The sequence below is a fragment of the Streptomyces sp. NPDC031100 genome (genome assembly GCF_055570785.1).
Genome location: NZ_JBVIGN010000001.1, coordinates 156,977 through 175,564 on the forward strand (window position 1 = coordinate 156,977; position 18,588 = coordinate 175,564).

Sequence of the window (18,588 nt, forward strand, 5' to 3'; positions counted from 1 at the left end):
GCAGACCAGCACTGTCAGTGGCGTCCGACACCATCAAGCCATGAACCATTCAGCTGACGGTGCGGACGCCCGAGCCGAACTAGCCCGCGCGATTCAGGAGGTGATGGCCGAGGCCACACACAAGGGCGCCACCAAGCCCACCCTGCAGCGTATCGCCAGGGCCTCACAGGGCCCGGCCCGGCCCAGTCTGACCACGTCCTCGATCAGTGCCTGGAGGAAGGGCGAGCGACTGCCGTCGTCCTGGGCCGCTCTGGAGTCGTTCCTGACTGCCCTGGAACAGGCCGCCTCGCTGCCGCGGGGCAGGTTCGACCGGCGCCGCTGGGAACGCATCTACCGGCGTGCCCGAAGCATGCCTGCGGTTGCCCTCAGTTCGAGAGTGGCAGTGTTTCCCGTGCGGGGCGCCGACCCGCTTGAGCTGAAGGTGCATCGAGCGCGCACGCTGAACGACGGCAACGCAGTGCCTGCCTACATTCCACGCGACATCGACCCCACGGTGCGCAATGCGCTCGTCCGGCTTGGCTCCGACGGCGGTGTCGTCCTCCTGGTCGGCGAGTCCACCGCGGGCAAAACCCGCTGCGCCTACGAGGCGATGACGTCCGTACTGCCGGACCACTTGCTCATCGTTCCGCCGCACATCACCGATCTGCCGGATGCCGTCACCGAATGCGTCCGTGCAGGCCGGTCGGGGGCGCCCAGCGTCCTCTGGCTCAACGACTTGGAGCAGTATCTGGGCCCGCACGGTCTGACACTGAACGACATTCGGGCGCTGCGCCGGGCTCGGACTGTAGTGCTGGCCACCATGCGTTCTCGCATCCGCGCGAACCTCCCTTCCCACGAACTGGTGCGCCTTGCCGAAGAGTTCGAGGTGAGGAGGCTGTGGTCGCCGCAGGAGATCGGACGCGCTCGTGTGCAGCTGCGGAACGACCGGGACGAGCGTCTGCGTCTGGCCCTGGACCAGGCCGAGGACTTCGGGGTGGCGGAGACGCTCGCCACTGGCCCCCAGCTGTGGCAGGAGTTGCGCAGTGCTTCTGTGGTCGACGGCAACCCGCGCGGTGCCGCCCTGGTATGGACGGCGATCGACCTGGCGCTGGCCGGGCTGGAAGAGCCACAACCCGTGGAACTGCTCAGAGCACTGCACGAACGGTATCTGCCCGGCCGCAACAAACAACTGATCGCGCCGGAGCCGTTCGAGTCGGCGCTTTTCTGGGCGACCACTCCCCGAGACACCGTGACGCGGCTCCTGATCCCCGAAGGAGAGGGGCTACGGCCGTTCGACTACCTGCTCGATGCTCATCTTCGCGACCGGGCGCCTTCACCGGACCTGATCCCGGACGAGATCTGGGAGGTCGCCCTTGAACGCGGGACCGAGAAACATCAGCGATTCAGCATCGCCCTGGCCGCCCACGCCAACGATCGCATGGACATCGGCCGGCGTGCGCTGCAGTCCCTTGCGGACGCGGGCGATGTGGACACCTTCCGCACGCTGGGCCTGCTGCACGAACGATCCGACAGAACGGAAGCGATCCGTTGGCTCCAGCGTGCCATCGACGCCGGAGACGTCCTCTCCCTGCGCCTAATGGGCAACCTCCACTTCCGGGGGCGGGAGCGCAAGACCGCTCATGACTGGTACAGGCTGGCGGCGGGAGCCGGTGACGAGGTATCACAGTCGTACTACAACTACCCGAGCGTGGACCGTCGTCCCGTGCCGGATGAACTGACCCCGCCTCCGGAACCCGAACCCGCGGTGCACGAGGAGGAAGACTGGGACGAGGAGCGGGAATGGGGTCCGTCGGCTCGCACCCTCTGCCTCCTGGAGGCAACCCTCGCCTTGCTGGCCGACATGGCGTACGACGGCCTTGAAGACATCGGTGACCGCGCTGTCGACCTCGGTGACGACTACGCGTTCATCTTCAGCGACATGCCCGTCATCACCTGGCGTCAGGACGCCCAGTGGCGCCGCCGGATGGCCCGCTGCTTCGATGACTTGGCGGCTGACATCAGGGCCGGACGATGGCCGCAGCCGACCTGCACGGGCGAGGAGATGGCACTCCACATAGCCATCGATCACGCGTCGAGCAGGGTCGTGGATGAACCTGAACGAGTGATGGAGATCGTGGAAGGGGTGCCGCCACACCATGACGACTGGGACTGGGGCCTGTGCATCGCCATGCTTTTTGAGGACACCGACGTGCTGTTCCTCTACGAGCCCTGGGCTCAGGGCATCGAAGACTCCGACCCCTACATCAGCCAGCACATGGGGGTGGCGAACCTCGAAGCCGAGGACTGGTTCAAGCCCTTCTACGAAGACAGGGCACGAGCCCGCGACCGCGGATTCCGCCGCTGAGTCACTGCCCGCTTCCCGCCGGGAAAGCCCGGGTACCGGCTCTGAGCTGGGAGAACGCCCAGCCCCTCGGCCGGTGTGATGGCCGAGGGGTATGTCGATCCGGTTCCGTGGTCGCACGCGATCGCGGAACAGGTCCTCTCAGCACGGAAAGGCTTCGTCCCATGCCCTTTATCCAAGAGTTTCTGCTGCTCGCAGGAATCCCGCTGGCCATCAGCCTGATACTGCTCGTCGGCCACTTCGCGACCCTGCGCGGCCTCCGGGGCAGTCAGCGCGTCGCAGCCTTCCGGATCTTCACCGAGGCCATCATGCGCCGCCGGTGAACGACAAGGGGCCACGGCACACTGCCATGGCCCCTTTCGCCGACTCTCTGTCAGACGTTGAACCCGAGCGCCCGAAGCTGCTCCCGGCCATCGTCCGTGATCTTGTCCGGGCCCCACGGGGGCATCCAGACCCAGTTGATGCGCAGTTCGCTGACGAGGCCGTCCGTGGCGGACTTGGCCTGGTCCTCGATGACGTCCGTCAGGGGGCAGGCCGCCGACGTCAGGGTCATGTCGATCGTCGCGATGTTCGCGTCGTCGATGTGGATGCCGTAGATCAGGCCGAGGTTGACCACGTCGATGCCCAGCTCGGGGTCGACGACGTCGTACAGCGCCTCGCGGAGTTCTTCCTCCGAGGCCGGCTTCATCTCAACGGTCTCGCTCATGCCGTCTTCCTTTCGGCGTCGGCGCCACCCAGCGCCTGGGCCGTTGCGTCCTTCCACGCCATCCAGCTCAGGAGGGCGCACTTGACCCGGGCCGGGTACTTGGAGACGCCGGCGAACGCGACCGCGTCCTCCAGGACGTCCTCCATGGCGTCGTCGGGCTCGATCTTGCCCTTGGACTGCATCAGCTCCAGGAACGTCTCCTGGATCTTCTGCGCCTCGGCCAGCTCCTTGCCGACGAGGAGTTCGTTCAGGACGGACGCCGAGGCCTGGCTGATGGAGCAGCCCTGGCCCTCGTACGAGACGTCCCTGATCGTCGTTCCGTCGTACTTCACGCGAAGGGTGATCTCGTCGCCGCACGTCGGGTTCACGTGGTGCACCTCGGCGTCGCCATCCCTCAGACCACGCCCGTGCGGGTTCTTGTAGTGGTCCAGGATGACTTCCTGGTACATGGAGTCCAGCTTCACCTTGTCAGCACGCCCTTCAGCCGAAGAAGTTCCGTACGTGCTCCAGGCCCTCGACCAGAGCATCGATCTCGGCCGGCGTGGAGTACAGATAGAACGACGCTCGCGTGGTCGCAGGAATTCCGTAGCGGAGGCACACGGGCCGCGCGCAGTGGTGGCCGACGCGGACCGCGATGCCCTGCTCGTCGAGGACCTGGCCCACGTCGTGCGGGTGGATGTCGCCCAGCGTGAAGGAGATGGCCGCCCCGCGGTCCTCGGCCGTGGCCGGGCCGATGATCCTCAGGTCGGGAACCTCCGCCAGGCGCTGGACCGCGTACTCCGTCAGCGCGTGCTCGTGGGCGAGGATCCTGTCCATGCCGATCGAGTTGAGGTAGTCGATCGCCGCGCCGAGGCCGACCGCCTGGGCGATCGGCGGGGTGCCCGCCTCGAACTTGTGGGGTGCGGGGGCGTAGGTCGAGGAGTGCATCGACACCGTCTCGATCATCTCGCCACCGCCGAGGAACGGAGGCAGGTCCTCCAGCAGCTCCTGGCGGCCCCACAGGACGCCGATGCCGGTCGGGCCGCACATCTTGTGGCCGGTGAAGGCGACGAAGTCGGCCTGGAGGGCCTGGACATCCAGGGGCATGTGGGGCGCCGCCTGGGACGCGTCGATGCAGACCAGCGCGCCGACCTCCTGGGCCCGGCGGACTATCGCCTCGACCGGGTTGACCGTGCCCAGGATGTTCGACACCAGCACGAAGGAGACGATCTTCGTCTTCTCCGTGATGATCTCGTCGATGTTGGACAGGTCGAGCCGGCCGTCGTCGGTGAGGCCGAACCACTTCAGCTTCGCGCCCGTACGCTGCGCCAGCAGCTGCCACGGGACGATGTTGGAGTGGTGCTCCATCTCCGTGATGACGATCTCGGTCTCGTGGTCCACCCGGTAGGGCTCGTCGGCCCAGCCCAGCATGTTCGCCACGAGGTTCAGCGACTCGGAGGCGTTCTTGGTGAAGATCACCTCGTCGCGGCTCGGCGCGTTGATGAACTCGGCGACCTTGTCGCGCGCGCCCTCGTACAGCGCCGTGGCCTCCTCGGCGAGCACATGCACACCGCGGTGGACGTTGGCGTTGTAGCGCTCGTAGTACTCACTCAGGGCGTCCAGCACCTGGCGCGGCTTCTGCGAGGTCGCCGCGTTGTCCAGGTACACGAGCTTCCTGCCGTCGTGGACCAGCCGGTCCAGGACGGGGAAGTCCTTACGGATCGCCTCGGTGTCGAGGAGGCCCGGCAGCTGTGTCACTCGGATGCGCCACCCTTCGTGTACGCCTCGTAGCCCTCGTCCTCCAGCTTGTCGGCGAGCTCGGCACCGCCGGACTCGACGATCCGGCCCGCGGAGAAGACGTGGACGTAGTCGGGCTTGATGTAGCGCAGGATGCGCGTGTAGTGCGTGATCAGCAGGGTGCCGACCTCGCCGGTCTCGCGGACGCGGTTGACGCCCTCGGAGACGATGCGGAGCGCGTCGACGTCCAGGCCGGAGTCGGTCTCGTCGAGGATCGCGACCTTCGGCTTGAGCAGTTCGAGCTGGAGGATCTCGTGGCGCTTCTTCTCACCGCCGGAGAAGCCCTCGTTGACGTTGCGCTCGGCGAAGGACGGGTCCATGTTGAGGCGCTCCATGGCCTCCTTGACCTCCTTCACCCAGGTGCGCAGCTTGGGGGCCTCGCCACGGATCGCGGTGGCGGAGGTGCGCAGGAAGTTGGAGACCGAGACGCCGGGGACCTCGACCGGGTACTGCATCGCCAGGAACAGGCCCGCGCGGGCACGCTCGTCGACGGACATCTCCAGGACGTCCTCGCCGTCGAGCAGCACGGTGCCGCTGGTGATCGTGTACTTCGGGTGACCCGCGAGGGAGTAGGCGAGGGTCGACTTGCCGGAGCCGTTGGGGCCCATGATGGCGTGCGTCTCGCCCTGCTTCACGGTGAGGTCGACGCCCTTGAGGATCTCCTTCGTGGCGTTGTCGGCCTCGACGGTGACGTGCAGGTCTCGGATTTCAAGCGTTGCCATGGGTGCCTCAGGACTCCTGGGTGAGGGAGACGAGAACGTCGTCCCCTTCGATCTTTACGGGGTATACGGGGACGGGGCGCGTCGCGGGGAGGCCGGACGGCTTGCCGGTGCGGAGGTCGAAGCTGGAGCCGTGCAGCCAGCACTCGATCTGGCAGTCCTCCACCTCGCCCTCGGAGAGCGAGACGTTCGCGTGGGAGCAGATGTCGTAGATCGCGAAGACCTCGCCCTCGGTCTGCACGATGGACACAGGCGTGCCGTCGAGTTCCACCCGCTTCGGGGTGTCCTCCTCCAGCTCGCTGAGCGCACAGGCGCGTACGAACGTCATGCGACCGAAGCCTCCAGCTCTTCCTCGATCTTCGCGATCAGGCGCTCCTCGATGTCCGCGACGCCGATCTGCTGGACCAGCTCGGCGAAGAAGCCGCGGACGACGAGGCGGCGGGCCTCGTGCTGCGGGATGCCGCGGGCCATCAGGTAGAAGAGCTGCTCGTCGTCGAAGCGGCCGGTCGCGGAGGCGTGGCCGGCGCCGACGATCTCGCCGGTCTCGATCTCCAGGTTCGGCACCGAGTCGACGCGCGCGCCGTCCGTGAGGACCAGGTTGCGGTTCATCTCGTAGGTGTCCGTGCCCTCGGCCTTGGCCTCGATCAGCACGTCGCCGATCCAGACCGCGTGCGCGTCGTCGCCCTGGAGCGCGCCCTTGTAGACGACGTTCGACTTGCAGTGCGGGGTGTTGTGGGTGACCAGGAGGCGGTGCTCCTGGTGCTGGCCCGCGTCGGTGAAGTACAGGCCGAACAGCTCGGCCTCGCCGCCGGGGCCGGCGTACTCCACGCGCGGGTGCAGGCGCACCACGTCACCGCCGAAGGTCACGACCACGGACTTGAAGGAGGCGTCCCGGCCGACCAGCGCGTTGTGCTGGGCGACGTGGACGGCCTTGTCGTCCCAGTCCTGGACGGAGACGACGGTCAGCTTGGCGCCGTCGCCCAGGATGTAGTCGACGTTGGCGGCGAGCACCACGTCACCGGTGTGGTCGATGACGACGACGGCCTCGGCGAAGGCGCCCAGCTCGATCACCTGGTGGGCGAAGGCGACCCCGCCCTCGCCGTGCGCGGCGATACGGATCGGCTCGGTGAGCACCGTCTCCTTGGGGACGGTGACCACTCCGGCCTGCTCGAACGCCGAGAAGGCCTGGGCGGCCACGCGGTCCACCGGGGTGCCCGCCCTGCCGATCCGCGCGTCGTCGCGGCCGACGGTCTCGACGATGACGCCCTCGGGGGCCTCGACGGTGACCTTCACGCCCCCGCCGTTCGCGACGGCGGTGCCGTCGTGCAGCCCGCGCAGCCGCTCCAGCGGCGTGAACCGCCACTCCTCCTCGCGACCGTGCGGGACCGGGAAGTCCGCCACGTCGAAGGACGGGGGCGCGCTCATGCGCGTGGCGACGGTCGACTCGGCGGCGACCGCGATCTGGCCGGCGGTGGTGGAGCCCACCGGGATGTTCTGAGCCTCAGCCATGGCTGTCGTAGTGCTCGCTTTCTTACGTGAGTGGCTTGATGGGGACTGCGGTCGGGGGGTCAGCCCACCGCGCCCTCCATCTGCAGCTCGATCAGCCGGTTGAGCTCAAGGGCGTACTCCATCGGCAGTTCCTTGGCGATCGGCTCGACGAAGCCGCGCACGATCATCGCCATGGCCTCGAACTCGGTCAGACCGCGGCTCATCAGGTAGAAGAGCTGGTCCTCGGAGACCTTGGAGACGGTCGCCTCGTGGCCCATGGACACGTCGTCCTCGCGGACGTCCACGTAGGGGTACGTGTCGGAGCGGGAGATCGTGTCGACCAGCAGCGCGTCGCAGAGCACGTTGGACTTGGAGCCCGCGGCGCCCTCGCCGATCTCGACCAGGCCGCGGTACGAGGTACGGCCGCCGCCGCGCGCCACCGACTTGGAGACGATGTTGGACGACGTGTTCGGCGCCATGTGGACCATCTTGGAGCCGGCGTCCTGGTGCTGGCCCTCGCCCGCGAAGGCGATGGAGAGGGTCTCGCCCTTGGCGTGCTCGCCCATCAGGTAGACGGCCGGGTACTTCATCGTCACCTTGGAGCCGATGTTGCCGTCGATCCACTCCATGGTCGCGCCCTCGTAGGCCACGGCGCGCTTGGTGACCAGGTTGTAGACGTTGTTCGACCAGTTCTGGATGGTCGTGTAGCGGCAGCGGGCGTTCTTCTTGACGATGATCTCGACCACGGCGGAGTGGAGGGAGTCGCTCTTGTAGATCGGGGCCGTGCAGCCCTCGACGTAGTGCACGTAGGCACCCTCGTCGACGATGATCAGGGTCCGCTCGAACTGGCCCATGTTCTCGGTGTTGATCCGGAAGTAGGCCTGGAGCGGGATCTCCACGTGGACGCCCGGCGGGACGTAGATGAAGGAGCCACCCGACCACACGGCGGTGTTCAGGGAGGCGAACTTGTTGTCACCGGCCGGGATGACCGTGCCGAAGTACTCCTTGAAGAGCTCCGGGTGCTCCTTCAGCGCGGTGTCGGTGTCGAGGAAGATGACGCCCTGCTCCTCCAGGTCCTCGCGGATCTGGTGGTAGACGACCTCCGACTCGTACTGGGCCGCGACACCGGCGACGAGGCGCTGCTTCTCCGCCTCCGGGATGCCGAGCTTGTCGTACGTGTTCTTGATGTCCTCGGGCAGGTCCTCCCAGGACTCCGCCTGCTTCTCCGTGGAGCGCACGAAGTACTTGATGTTGTCGAAGTCGATGCCCGACAGGTCCGAGCCCCAGTTCGGCATGGGCTTCTTCTCGAAGAGCTTCAGGCCCTTGAGGCGCAGCTTCGTCATCCACTCCGGCTCGGACTTCTTCGCCGAAATGTCCCGGACGACTTCCTCGCTCAGGCCGCGCTTCGCAGCGGCACCGGCCTCGTCGGAGTCGGCCCAGCCGTATTCGTACGTGCCCAGACCCTCGAGTTCGGGGTGGGCAGTCTCCGTGGGGAGAGTCATGCGGGGTTCCTCCCGGCCGTGCTAGCAGATGCGTTGTCGCTGGTCTTGGAAATCTTGGGGATGAACGTCGTACAGACGCCGTCGCCGTGCGCGATCGTCGCCAGTCGCTGGACGTGGGTCCCCAGCAGCTCGGCGAAGATCTCCGTCTCCGCCTCGCACAGCTGCGGGAACTGCTCCGCCACGTGGGCGACCGGGCAGTGGTGCTGGCACAGCTGTTCGCCGACCGGTGCGCTGCGCGCCGTTGCAGCGTACCCGTCCACGCTCAGGGCCTTGGCCAGCGCTTCCGTGCGCTCGTCGGGGCTGACGCTCTCGATCGCCTTGCGGTACGCGCTCGCCTGGGCGGCGATCCGGGCCCGGGCGAAGGCGGCGACCGCCTCGGCTCCGCCCTCCCGCTCCGCGATCCAGCGCAGGGCGTCCGCGGCGAGCTTGTCGTACGACTGGTCGAAGGCGTCCCGGCCGCAGTCCGTCAGCGCGAAGACCTTGGCGGGACGGCCACGCGTGCGCGTGCCGTACACCCGCTGCTCGCGCGCCTCCACGACGTCGTCCGCGACCAGCGCGTCCAGGTGCCGTCGTACGGCCGCCGGGGTCAGGCCCAGGCGTCCGGCGAGTTCGGTGACGGTCGACGGGCCGTGGTCCAGGATGGACCGCGCGACCCGGTTGCGCGTCGAGCGCTCCCCAGTCGCGAGCTCCTCCTGAGGGGTACCCACCGGGGTCTCCCGAGCCTCGCCGACGTTTTTCACAACGCCATTGTTGCGTAATTCTTCAGAGCCTGACAAGCGCCGTCCGGATCACCGGGCGGTGCCCTGCGTCACTTAGGCATACCTAATCTGACCTGCGGGAATGATCTTCTGATCGATCATCCGAGAGGGGTCTCCAGGTGCCCGCACCCCCTCCGACCGGCCCTCTTGTCACCTTCGGCACGGCCTCCGCCCCCGTGAGGAGGAGTTCCTGCACCCGCCCATCCGAGTGGTACGGCGTCTCCCTAGACTCTGGATCCATGCGAAGTGAGCCCGTGGTCCAGGTCCAGGCCCTGGTGAAGCGGTACGGCACGAAGACCGCGGTGGACGGCCTCGACCTGGTGGCCCAGGCGGGAGTGACCGCCGTACTCGGCCCCAACGGGGCGGGGAAGACGACCACGGTCGAGACCTGTGAGGGGTACCGGAAGCCGGATTCCGGCACGGTGCGCGTCCTGGGCCTCGACCCGGTACGGCAGTCCGCCGAGCTGCGTCCCCGCATCGGCGTGATGCTCCAGTCCGGGGGCGTGTACTCGGGCGCCCGGGCGGACGAGATGCTGCGCCACGTCGCGAAGCTGCATGCACATCCGCTGGACGTGGACGCGCTCGTCGAGCGGCTCGGACTCGGCAGCACCGGCCGGACCACGTACCGCCGGCTCTCCGGCGGCCAGCAGCAGCGGCTCGCGCTCGCCATGGCCGTCGTCGGGCGCCCGGAGCTGGTCTTCCTGGACGAGCCGACCGCCGGCCTCGACCCCCAGGCCCGCCGGGCCACCTGGGACCTGGTGCGGGACCTGCGCGCCGACGGCGTCTCGGTCATCCTCACCACGCACCACATGGACGAGGCCGAGCAGCTCGCCGACGACGTCGCGATCATCGACGGCGGCCGGGTCATCGCCCAGGGCTCCCCGGAGGAGCTGTGCAAGGGCGGCGCCGAGAACACCCTGCGCTTCACCGGCCGTCCCGGCCTCGACGTGGCCTCCCTGCTCAAGGCGCTCCCGGCCGACTGCACGGCCGCCGAGCTGACCCCGGGCGGCTACCGGGTCGTCGGCAAGGTCGACCCGCAGCTGCTGGCCACGGTGACCTCCTGGTGCGCCCAGCACGGGGTGATGCCGGACCGGATCTCGGTGGAGCGGCACACCCTGGAAGACGTCTTTCTGGAACTGACCGGCAAGGAGCTTCGCTCGTGACGACCGCGACCGGTACGTACGCCCCGAAGCCGGGTGCGGCGCCCCTCCCCCGCATGATCGCGGCCCAGGCGGCGCTGGAGACGAAGATGCTGCTGCGCAACGGCGAGCAGCTGCTGCTGACGGTCGTGATCCCGACCCTGCTGCTGGTGCTCTTCAGCTCCGTGGACATCGTCGACACCGGCAAGGGCAGGGCGGTCGACTTCCTCGCCCCGGGCATCCTGGCCCTGGCCGTGATGTCGACGGCGTTCACCGGGCAGGCCATCGCGACCGGCTTCGAGCGCCGCTACGGCGTCCTGAAGCGGCTCGCCTCGTCCCCGCTGCCGCGCTGGGGCCTGATGACCGCGAAGACGGCGTCCGTCCTGGTCACGGAGATCCTCCAGGTGATCCTGCTGACGGTGATCGCCTTCGCGCTGGGCTGGTCCCCACAGGGCAACCCCGTCGCCGTCCTGCTCCTGCTGATCCTCGGCACGGCCGCCTTCTCGGGCCTCGGCCTGCTGATGGCGGGCACGCTGAAGGCGGAGGCGACGCTGGCCGCCGCCAACCTGGTCTTCCTGCTGCTGCTCGTGGGCGGCGGGGTGATCGTGCCGCTGGAGAAGTTCGGGGCCGGAGAGCAGGTGCTCGGGCTGCTGCCCATCTCCGCGCTCTCGGACGGCCTGCGGGACGTGCTCCGGCACGGGGCCGGGATGCCGTGGGGCGACCTGGGCATTCTCGCGCTGTGGGCGGTCGTGGGGCTGGCCGCGGCCGGGAAGTTCTTCCGCTGGGAGTGACGCCTTCGAGGTGCCTGGCGCGAACCGGGAACTCCTCGTGAAGAGGTGCCCCTCGTGAAAGCGTGCACAAGCGGCGCCCTACGATGGTGCGCGTGCCAAAGCTGACCCGCGCCGACGCCGTAGCGGCCCTGCGCAACCCGCTCGCCTTCATCGCCGCACGCTGGACCCCTGACCCCCGGACGGTCCGGCGGGCGGCGCTCGCCGCGCTCGTCATGTCGGTGGTCATCGTCGTCACCGGCGGTGCCGTCCGCCTGACCGGCTCGGGCCTGGGCTGCCCGACCTGGCCCACGTGCACCGACGACTCGCTGACGACCACCAGCGCGATGGGCTTCCACGGAGCCATCGAGTTCGGCAACCGCATGCTGACGTACGTGCTGTGCGCGGCCGTCGGCTGGGCGATCATCGCCGCCCGCTCCGAGAAGCCGTACCGGCGCAGCCTCACCCGGCTGGGCTGGGCGCAGTTCTGGGTGGTCATGGGCAACGCGGTGCTCGGCGGCATCGTGGTCCTGGTGGGCCTGAACCCGTACACGGTCGCCGCGCACTTCCTGCTCTCTTCGGGGCTCATCGCCGTCGCCACGGTGATGTGGCAGCGCACCCGCGAGGGCGACGGGGCGCCGCGGCCGCTGGTCGGCAAGGCCGTGCGGCAGCTGGTGTGGTTCCTGGTGGCCGCGTCCGTGCTGCTGATCGCGGTCGGCACGGTGGTGACCGGGGCCGGGCCGCACGCGGGTGACTCCAGCGAGGTCGAGCGGATCCCGATCGACTGGGAGACGGTCACCAAGCTGCACGCGGTGCTCGCCTGGATCGTGGTCACCCTCACCTTCGCCCTGTGGTTCGTCCTCAAGGCCGTCGACGCCCCCAAGGGTCCCCTCGACCGCACCCGTGAGCTGTTCCTGATCCTGCTGGCGCAGGGGGTCATCGGCTACGTCCAGTACTTCACGCACCTGCCCGAGGTCCTCGTCGGCCTGCACATGTTCGGCTCCTGCCTGGTGTGGATCGGGATCCTGCGCGTCCTGCTGTCCCTGCGGGAACGCCCCGATGACACGGCCGGCCTCCCCGTTCAGTCGTACGACGCCGTGAGCGCGTCGATCGCCGGGCCCAGGTAGTCCCGGGTCAGCCGGGCCCGACGCGCCGGTCGCCGAGTTCCCGGTCCGGCACCGGCGGCAGCAGCCCGGCGGGCACGCGCCCCTGCAGCACCCGCCCGAGGGTGTACAGCTCACCCCAGCCCGTACACCCTGCGCGCGTTGTCCGCCGCGACCATCCGGGCCACCCGCTGGGCGTCCCCCAGCGACCACGCGCCCTCCGCCACCCAGGTGCCCAGCACCCGGGCCAGGGCCTCACGGAACAGACGGGCGCCGACGACGTGCAGCTCGGGCAGGCCGTGGGCGCCGCTGGAGAAGAGGATCTTGCCGAAGGGGGCCAGCTCCAGGATCTCGGCGAGGACCGTGGCCGCACGGGCGCCGGTGCGGACGAGGGCCGCGCCGGAGTCGGCGTACACGTGCGGGAAGACGCCGGCCAGGTGAGCGGCGTGGCGGTGGTAGGGGTATCCGTGCAGCAGGATCAGGTCCGTGCCGAGCCCGGCCGTGGCCCGGACGAAGTCGGTGAGCAGCACGGGGTCCGTACGGTCGATGCGCGAGCCCGGCTCGCCGAGCCCGGCGTGCAGCTGGAGGGGCAGTCCGGAGGCGACCGCGATCCACAGCAGGTGCCGGAGCAGCACCGGGTCGGTCAGCTCGCCGCCGACCCGCCGCCCGGCCAGCCAGCGGCCCGCCGCGCCCCGCACCTCGCCCGGCCCGGGCGGCTCGGGGGCCAGGGCCAGGCCGTGCCGGAGCCCCGCGACGGAGGTGAAGGCGACGGCCTCCGCTGCCGCGCCGTGGACCGATTCGGCGAGGTTGGCGAGGAAGGACTCGACGGTGCCGGAGGTGTCGGCGACCTGCTCTGCGAGCAGCTCCAGCCGGACGATCTCGCGGGCCTCGGCGTTGCCCGTGGAGGCCATCTCTGTGGGGCCGGTGAGGTCGCCGGGCAGGCCCGTGTCGACGAGGTAGGTCGTGATGCCGCTGCCTCGCAGCAGTCTGCGGCCCGATTCCAGAACGCCCAGTTCGCGGCGGCGGGCGAGATATCTGGCGGGTGCGCAGTGGGGTTCCAGGCCGAGCAAGGGCGGGCACCAGCGACGTACGGCGAAGCCCGTCTGTGTGTCGAAGAGGGTGGTGCCGGGCGCCGGCGGTCCCTCGGTGCGTGCCAGCTGGGCCTCGAAGGTGCCGAGGCCCAGTTCGCTGCGCAGTACGCCGTGGCAGTACTGGTCCACGAGGGACGGCGTGTCGATCATCCGGGCTCCCCGTGAGACGTGGTCGTACACGTCCTAACGGGTGAACCCGGTTCGAGGTCGCGGTTCAGCCGCCTACTTGAATGCCGGCCATGCGCTTCCACTCGTACGGGCCCGTCCGGACCTTGGCCGCGAACTCGCCGTCGAAGGACTCGTGGACCGTGATGCCCGCCTTCTGCACCGCCTGCCGGGCGATCTCGGTGGTGGGTGCCACCAGGTCGCCCCAGCCGCCGTCCTCGCCCACGAGCACGATCCGGGCGCCGCGCTCGCCGATGTAGGCCACCTGGCCCTCGGCACCGCCGTGCGCCTTGGAGAAGGCGCTGATCTGCTTCGCGAGCCGGGCCGCCGTGCGCTCGGCCTTCGGGTCAACCTGCTGCGTGTCTGCCATGGTCTGGATGCTACTCACGAGTAGATCAGCTGGCGAGGGCAGGGCCCTGTGACGTACGTCAGCGCAGGAAAGGGTCCACCGCAACGGCGACGAACAGGATCGACACGTACGTGATCGACCAGTGGAAGAGCCGCATCTCCTTCAGCTTCACGCCCGTCACCTCGGCCTTCGCCCGGTTCTGCAGGCCGTGCGCCTCCCACAGCCAGAAGCCACCGGCCGCGAGCGCGACCAGCGTGTAGAACCAGCCGGTGTAGCCGAGCGGGGTCAGCAGCAGGGAGACGACGACCATCACCCAGCTGTAGATGACGATCTGCCGGGCGACCACCTTGTTGGAGGCGATGACCGGGAGCATCGGCACGCCCACGCGTGCGTAGTCCTCCTTGACCTTCATGGACAGCGGCCAGTAGTGCGGCGGCGTCCAGAAGAACATGACGAGGAAGAGGATGATCGGCGCCCAGGACATCGAGTCGGTGACGGAGGACCAGCCGATCAGCACCGGCAGACAGCCGGCGATGCCGCCCCACACGATGTTCTGCGAGGTGCGTCGCTTGAGGATCATCGTGTAGACGACGACGTAGAAGAGGAGCGCTCCGAGTGACAGCCAGGCGCTCAGCCAGTTGACGGTCAAACCGAACAGCAGCGTCGAGACGACCGCGAGGGTGATGCCGAAGACCAGGCACTCGCGCGGGCTGACCATTCCGGTGACCAGCGGGCGCTGCGAGGTGCGGTCCATCAGGGCGTCGATGTCGCGGTCGATGTACATGTTCAGCGCGTTGGCGCCGCCCGCCGAGAGGTAGCCGCCGATGCAGGTGAGCAGGACGAGCTTCAGGTCGGGCACGCCCTGCTCGGCCAGGAACATCACCGGGACGGTGGTGATGAGCAGCAGCTCGATGATCCGCGGCTTGGTGAGAGCCACAAACGCCTTGACACGAGCCCCGAACGGCCGGTGAACCGGGCTCTGGCTCGTCCCGAGCGCACCCTCCCCCAGAGCCTTGACGGCCTGGGAGGTGCCCCCAGGCCGGGATTCGACGGCCGTCACGCACACCCCTGACAGAGACATCCCAGCAAGCCTCCCCGTGTGAAGTCCCGGTAAAGGCTCGCGCGTACCACGCCACTTTAGACGTTGCCCATACCTCGGCCTTCGCGGGGGTGGGGTCGTGTTGGCGGACGGCCCATTAGAGGGGTCATAGGGCTCGATTGAGCAGTCAGATGAGCGGCTCCGTATTCATGTGCCGAATGCGTCCTCGGCCAGTCGGGAGGCGGATCTCCCAGAGTCCCGGCAGTCTGGAATGACTCGAAAAAATGCACGTCCTTACGGGGGTAGGCTCGTGGCCGCCGGTGGGCACGCAGTGCACCGGCGGCCGGGTGGGCGCATGCCCCGACGACCGGCGACCGACATGTGGAGAGGAGCCCTGACCCAGGGTGAGCACCAAGCCGACCACCACAGACCTTGAGTGGACCGAGCTGGACCAGCGGGCCGTGGACACCGCCCGCGTCCTGGCCGCCGACGCCGTACAGAAGGTCGGCAACGGCCATCCCGGTACGGCGATGAGCCTGGCTCCGGCCGCCTACACCCTCTTCCAGAAGGTGATGCGGCACGACCCGGCCGACCCGGAGTGGGTCGGGCGCGACCGCTTCGTGCTGTCCGCCGGCCACTCGTCCCTGACCCTCTACACGCAGCTCTTCCTGGCCGGCTTCGGCCTGGAGCTGGACGACCTGAAGGCCTTCCGTACGTGGGGTTCGAAGACCCCCGGCCACCCGGAGTACGGCCACACCAAGGGCGTCGAGACGACGACCGGCCCGCTCGGCCAGGGTGTCGCCAACGCCGTGGGCATGGCCATGGCCGCCCGCTACGAGCGCGGTCTGTTCGACCCGGACGCCCCGAAGGGCGAGTCCCCCTTCGACCACTTCATCTACTGCATCGCCGGTGACGGCTGTCTGCAGGAGGGCATCTCCGCCGAGGCGTCCTCGCTCGCCGGTCACCAGGAGCTGGGCAACCTGATCCTGCTGTGGGACGACAACCACATCTCGATCGAGGGCGACACCGAGACCGCCGTCTCCGAGGACACCGTCAAGCGGTACGAGGCGTACGGCTGGCACGTGCAGCGGATCGCCCCGAAGCCGGACGGCGACCTGGACCCGCACGCCATCTACAACGCGATCGAGGCCGCGAAGAAGGTGACGGACAAGCCGTCCTTCATCGCGATGCGCTCGATCATCGCCTGGCCGGCCCCGAACGCGCAGAACACCGAGGCCGCGCACGGCTCGGCGCTGGGCGACGAGGAGGTCGCGGCCACCAAGCGTGTCCTCGGCTTCGACCCGGAGAAGTCCTTCGAGGTCTCCGACGAGGTGCTGAACCACACCCGCGAGGCGCTCGACCGGGGCCGTCAGGCCAAGGCGGAGTGGGAGAAGTCCTTCCAGGAGTGGCGCAACGCCAACGCCGAGCGTGCGGCCGAGTTCGACCGCATCAGCAAGGGCGAGCTGCCCACCGGCTGGGAGGAGAAGATCCCCGTCTTCGAGCCGGGCAAGGGCGTCGCCACCCGTGCCGCCTCCGGCAAGGTGCTGCAGGCGCTGGGCGCGGTGATCCCCGAGCTGTGGGGCGGCTCCGCCGACCTGGCCGGGTCGAACAACACCACCATCGACAAGCACAGTTCGTTCCTGCCGGCGGACAACCCGCTGCCGGAGGCGGACCCGTACGGCCGGACGATCCACTTCGGCATCCGCGAGCACTCCATGGCCGCGGAGATGAACGGCATCGCCCTGCACGGCAGCACCCGCATCTACGGCGGTACGTTCCTCGTCTTCTCCGACTACATGCGCAACGCGGTGCGCCTGTCGGCCCTGATGCACCTGCCGGTGACGTACGTGTGGACGCACGACTCCATCGGCCTCGGCGAGGACGGCCCGACGCACCAGCCGGTCGAGCACCTGGCCTCGCTGCGTGCGATCCCCGGCCTGAACATCGTCCGCCCGGCGGACGCCAACGAGACCGCGATCGCCTGGCGCGAGATCCTGGGGCGCTACACCAAGGAGTTCGGCAAGGGCACCCCGCACGGGCTCGCGCTGACCCGCCAGGGCGTGCCGGTGTACGAGCCCAACGACGAGGCCGCGCGCGGCGGTTACGTCCTGTTCGAGGCCGAGGGCGGCCAGCCACAGGTCATCCTCATCGCCACCGGTTCCGAGGTGCACGTGGCCGTCGAGGCCCGCGAGCAGCTGCAGGCCGACGGGGTGCCGACGCGGGTCGTGTCGATGCCCTCCGTGGAGTGGTTCGAGGAGCAGGACCAGGCGTACCGGGACTCCGTGCTGCCGCCGTCCGTGAAGGCTCGTGTCGCGGTCGAGGCCGGCATCGGTCTCACCTGGCACAAGTACGTCGGCGACGCCGGTCGCATCGTTTCCCTGGAGCACTTCGGTGCTTCCGCCGACGGCAAGGTCCTCTTCCGCGAGTTCGGTTTCACTGCCGAGAACGTGGCCGCCCAGGCCCGGGAATCCCTCGCCGCCGCCCAGCGCTGACGCTCATATACGACACGTAGGAGATGTAATTCCATGACAGACGCACTCAAGCGCCTCTCCGAAGAAGGCGTCGCGATCTGGCTGGACGACCTGTCGCGCAAGCGGATCACGTCCGGCAACCTCGCCGAGCTGATCGACCAGCAGCACGTCGTGGGCGTCACCACCAACCCGACGATCTTCCAGAAGGCGATCAGCGGCGGCGACGGCTACGAGCAGCAGCTGGCCGACCTCGCCGCCCGCAAGGTCACGGTCGACGAGGCCATCCGCATGATCACCACGGCGGACGTCCGCGACGCCGCCGACATCCTGCGCCCCGTCTTCGACGCCACCGGCGGCCAGGACGGCCGGGTCTCCATCGAGGTCGACCCGCGGCTCGCGCACAACACCAAGGCCACCGTCGCCGAGGCCAAGCAGCTGGCCTGGCTGGTCGACCGCCCGAACACGCTGATCAAGATCCCGGCCACCCGGGCGGGTCTGCCGGCGATCACCGAGGTCATCGGCCTCGGTATCAGCGTCAACGTCACGCTGATCTTCTCCCTGGAGCGCTACCGCGAGGTCATGGCCGCCTACCTGGCCGGCCTGGAGAAGGCCAAGGAGCGTGGCCTGGACCTGTCGCTGATCCGCTCCGTGGCGTCCTTCTTCGTGTCCCGCGTGGACACCGAGATCGACAAGCGTCTGAACGCGCTCGGCACCGACGAGGCCAAGGCGCTGCGCGGCAAGGCCGCCGTCGCCAACGCGCGGCTCGCCTACCAGGCGTACGAGGAGGTCTTCTCCTCCGACCGCTGGCTCGCGCTGGAGAAGGCGGGCGCCAACAAGCAGCGTCCGCTGTGGGCCTCGACCGGCGTGAAGGACCCGGCGTACAAGGACACCCTGTACGTCGAGGACCTGGTCGCGCCGAACACGGTCAACACCATGCCGGAGGCCACGCTGGAGGCCACCGACGGCCACGGCGAGATCACCGGCGACACCATCCGCGGCACCTACGAGCAGGCCCGCGCCGAGCTCGACGCGGTGGAGAAGCTCGGGATCGCGTACGACGACGTGGTCCAGGTACTGGAGGACGAAGGCGTCGAGAAGTTCGAGGCGTCCTGGAACGATCTGCTGAAGTCGACCGAGGCGGAGCTGAAGCGCCTCGCTCCCTCGGAGGGCTGAG

Annotated in this window: 18 protein-coding genes; 7 read left to right on the forward strand and 11 right to left on the reverse strand. The window is 68.9% G+C overall.

Going from position 1 to position 18,588, the window contains the following annotated elements; translation table 11 throughout:
- The first annotated feature begins 40 nt into the window (after nucleotides 1-40).
- Entirely contained in the window at nucleotides 41-2,344 is a 2,304-nt protein-coding gene (locus ACZ5DS_RS00770) for a hypothetical protein (protein WP_468232613.1), read from the forward strand.
- Between the two features lie 161 nt (nucleotides 2,345-2,505).
- Nucleotides 2,506-2,664, forward strand: a complete 159-nt coding sequence (locus ACZ5DS_RS00775; RefSeq protein ID WP_381783634.1) for a hypothetical protein — start codon at nucleotides 2,506-2,508, stop codon at nucleotides 2,662-2,664.
- 50 nt (nucleotides 2,665-2,714) lie between these two features.
- Here ACZ5DS_RS00775 and ACZ5DS_RS00780 read toward each other — a convergent pair whose 3' ends face one another.
- The 8 genes from ACZ5DS_RS00780 to ACZ5DS_RS00815 are packed head-to-tail and all read right to left on the reverse strand — an operon-like array spanning nucleotide 2,715 to nucleotide 9,272.
- Nucleotides 2,715-3,047, reverse strand: coding sequence for a metal-sulfur cluster assembly factor (locus tag ACZ5DS_RS00780; RefSeq protein WP_094214784.1), 333 nt, complete (start codon nucleotides 3,045-3,047; stop codon nucleotides 2,715-2,717).
- Nucleotides 3,044-3,511, reverse strand: coding sequence for a Fe-S cluster assembly sulfur transfer protein SufU (gene sufU / locus ACZ5DS_RS00785; RefSeq protein ID WP_468232616.1), 468 nt, complete (start codon nucleotides 3,509-3,511; stop codon nucleotides 3,044-3,046). The genes ACZ5DS_RS00780 and sufU overlap by 4 nt, the downstream gene beginning before the upstream one ends.
- 16 nt (nucleotides 3,512-3,527) lie before the next feature.
- Nucleotides 3,528-4,784 carry a cysteine desulfurase gene (locus ACZ5DS_RS00790; protein WP_468232618.1) on the reverse strand — a complete coding sequence of 419 codons (1,257 nt, stop codon included), beginning with the start codon at nucleotides 4,782-4,784 and terminating at the stop codon, nucleotides 3,528-3,530.
- Nucleotides 4,781-5,545, reverse strand: a complete 765-nt coding sequence (gene sufC, locus ACZ5DS_RS00795; RefSeq protein WP_468232620.1) for a Fe-S cluster assembly ATPase SufC — start codon at nucleotides 5,543-5,545, stop codon at nucleotides 4,781-4,783. The genes ACZ5DS_RS00790 and sufC overlap by 4 nt, the downstream gene beginning before the upstream one ends.
- 7 nt (nucleotides 5,546-5,552) lie before the next feature.
- Complete coding sequence (locus ACZ5DS_RS00800) at nucleotides 5,553-5,870, reverse strand: non-heme iron oxygenase ferredoxin subunit (RefSeq protein WP_468232622.1); 318 nt, start codon at nucleotides 5,868-5,870, stop codon at nucleotides 5,553-5,555.
- Nucleotides 5,867-7,051: a Fe-S cluster assembly protein SufD gene (gene sufD, locus ACZ5DS_RS00805; RefSeq protein WP_468232624.1), complete on the reverse strand. Its 1,185-nt coding sequence runs from the start codon at nucleotides 7,049-7,051 to the stop codon at nucleotides 5,867-5,869. The genes ACZ5DS_RS00800 and sufD overlap by 4 nt, the downstream gene beginning before the upstream one ends.
- 59 nt (nucleotides 7,052-7,110) lie before the next feature.
- Nucleotides 7,111-8,532 (reverse strand): Fe-S cluster assembly protein SufB, encoded by a 1,422-nt coding sequence (sufB, locus tag ACZ5DS_RS00810; RefSeq protein WP_468232626.1) that lies wholly within the window; start codon nucleotides 8,530-8,532, stop codon nucleotides 7,111-7,113.
- Complete coding sequence (locus ACZ5DS_RS00815; RefSeq protein WP_468232628.1) at nucleotides 8,529-9,272, reverse strand: helix-turn-helix transcriptional regulator; 744 nt, start codon at nucleotides 9,270-9,272, stop codon at nucleotides 8,529-8,531. Before ACZ5DS_RS00815 ends, sufB begins: the two co-directional genes overlap by 4 nt.
- Nucleotides 9,273-9,529: 257 nt before the next feature.
- Here ACZ5DS_RS00815 and ACZ5DS_RS00820 point away from each other — a divergent pair, with 257 nt between their 5' ends.
- The 3 genes from ACZ5DS_RS00820 (at nucleotide 9,530) to ACZ5DS_RS00830 (ending at nucleotide 12,323) form a co-directional block, all read left to right on the forward strand.
- Nucleotides 9,530-10,453: an ABC transporter ATP-binding protein gene (locus ACZ5DS_RS00820; protein ID WP_468232630.1), complete on the forward strand. Its 924-nt coding sequence runs from the start codon at nucleotides 9,530-9,532 to the stop codon at nucleotides 10,451-10,453.
- A 53-nt stretch (nucleotides 10,454-10,506) separates the two neighbouring features.
- Nucleotides 10,507-11,220 carry an ABC transporter permease gene (locus tag ACZ5DS_RS00825; protein WP_468233833.1) on the forward strand — a complete coding sequence of 238 codons (714 nt, stop codon included), beginning with the start codon at nucleotides 10,507-10,509 and terminating at the stop codon, nucleotides 11,218-11,220.
- A gap of 83 nt (nucleotides 11,221-11,303) precedes the next feature.
- Nucleotides 11,304-12,323: a COX15/CtaA family protein gene (locus tag ACZ5DS_RS00830; protein ID WP_468232632.1), complete on the forward strand. Its 1,020-nt coding sequence runs from the start codon at nucleotides 11,304-11,306 to the stop codon at nucleotides 12,321-12,323.
- 110 nt (nucleotides 12,324-12,433) lie between these two features.
- Here the strand turns inward: ACZ5DS_RS00830 and ACZ5DS_RS00835 are convergent, their stop codons facing one another.
- The 3 genes from ACZ5DS_RS00835 to ACZ5DS_RS00845 all read right to left on the reverse strand — a co-directional run bounded on the left by ACZ5DS_RS00835 (nucleotide 12,434) and on the right by ACZ5DS_RS00845 (nucleotide 14,970).
- The gene (locus ACZ5DS_RS00835; RefSeq protein WP_468232634.1) at nucleotides 12,434-13,540 is read right to left on the reverse strand and encodes an amidohydrolase family protein; all 1,107 of its coding nucleotides are present in this window, start codon (nucleotides 13,538-13,540) and stop codon (nucleotides 12,434-12,436) included.
- Nucleotides 13,541-13,604: 64 nt separating this feature from the next.
- Nucleotides 13,605-13,925, reverse strand: a complete 321-nt coding sequence (locus ACZ5DS_RS00840; RefSeq protein WP_468232636.1) for a hypothetical protein — start codon at nucleotides 13,923-13,925, stop codon at nucleotides 13,605-13,607.
- A gap of 58 nt (nucleotides 13,926-13,983) precedes the next feature.
- Nucleotides 13,984-14,970, reverse strand: a complete 987-nt coding sequence (locus tag ACZ5DS_RS00845; RefSeq protein ID WP_468233836.1) for a heme o synthase — start codon at nucleotides 14,968-14,970, stop codon at nucleotides 13,984-13,986.
- A gap of 377 nt (nucleotides 14,971-15,347) precedes the next feature.
- On the opposite strand from ACZ5DS_RS00845, the gene tkt reads away from it, so the two are divergent.
- Nucleotides 15,348-17,435: a transketolase gene (tkt, locus tag ACZ5DS_RS00850; RefSeq protein WP_468232638.1), complete on the forward strand. Its 2,088-nt coding sequence runs from the start codon at nucleotides 15,348-15,350 to the stop codon at nucleotides 17,433-17,435.
- Between the two features lie 33 nt (nucleotides 17,436-17,468).
- Nucleotides 17,469-18,587 (forward strand): transaldolase, encoded by a 1,119-nt coding sequence (gene tal / locus ACZ5DS_RS00855; RefSeq protein ID WP_468232640.1) that lies wholly within the window; start codon nucleotides 17,469-17,471, stop codon nucleotides 18,585-18,587.
- Nucleotide 18,588: the final 1 nt, after the last annotated feature.

Bases quoted from the DNA above. Each gene is read 5' to 3' on its own strand.
- ACZ5DS_RS00770 (WP_468232613.1), top strand. From the start codon at position 41: ATGAACCATTCAGCTGACGGTGCGGACGCCCGAGCCGAACTAGCCCGC.
- ACZ5DS_RS00775 (WP_381783634.1), top strand. From the start codon at position 2,506: ATGCCCTTTATCCAAGAGTTTCTGCTGCTCGCAGGAATCCCGCTGGCC.
- ACZ5DS_RS00780 (WP_094214784.1), bottom strand. From the start codon at position 3,047: ATGAGCGAGACCGTTGAGATGAAGCCGGCCTCGGAGGAAGAACTCCGC.
- sufC (WP_468232620.1), bottom strand. From the start codon at position 5,545: ATGGCAACGCTTGAAATCCGAGACCTGCACGTCACCGTCGAGGCCGAC.
- ACZ5DS_RS00800 (WP_468232622.1), bottom strand. From the start codon at position 5,870: ATGACGTTCGTACGCGCCTGTGCGCTCAGCGAGCTGGAGGAGGACACC.
- sufD (WP_468232624.1), bottom strand. From the start codon at position 7,051: ATGGCTGAGGCTCAGAACATCCCGGTGGGCTCCACCACCGCCGGCCAG.
- sufB (WP_468232626.1), bottom strand. From the start codon at position 8,532: ATGACTCTCCCCACGGAGACTGCCCACCCCGAACTCGAGGGTCTGGGC.
- ACZ5DS_RS00820 (WP_468232630.1), top strand. From the start codon at position 9,530: ATGCGAAGTGAGCCCGTGGTCCAGGTCCAGGCCCTGGTGAAGCGGTAC.
- ACZ5DS_RS00825 (WP_468233833.1), top strand. From the start codon at position 10,507: ATGATCGCGGCCCAGGCGGCGCTGGAGACGAAGATGCTGCTGCGCAAC.
- ACZ5DS_RS00830 (WP_468232632.1), top strand. From the start codon at position 11,304: ATGGTGCGCGTGCCAAAGCTGACCCGCGCCGACGCCGTAGCGGCCCTG.
- ACZ5DS_RS00835 (WP_468232634.1), bottom strand. From the start codon at position 13,540: ATGATCGACACGCCGTCCCTCGTGGACCAGTACTGCCACGGCGTACTG.
- ACZ5DS_RS00840 (WP_468232636.1), bottom strand. From the start codon at position 13,925: ATGGCAGACACGCAGCAGGTTGACCCGAAGGCCGAGCGCACGGCGGCC.
- tal (WP_468232640.1), top strand. From the start codon at position 17,469: ATGACAGACGCACTCAAGCGCCTCTCCGAAGAAGGCGTCGCGATCTGG.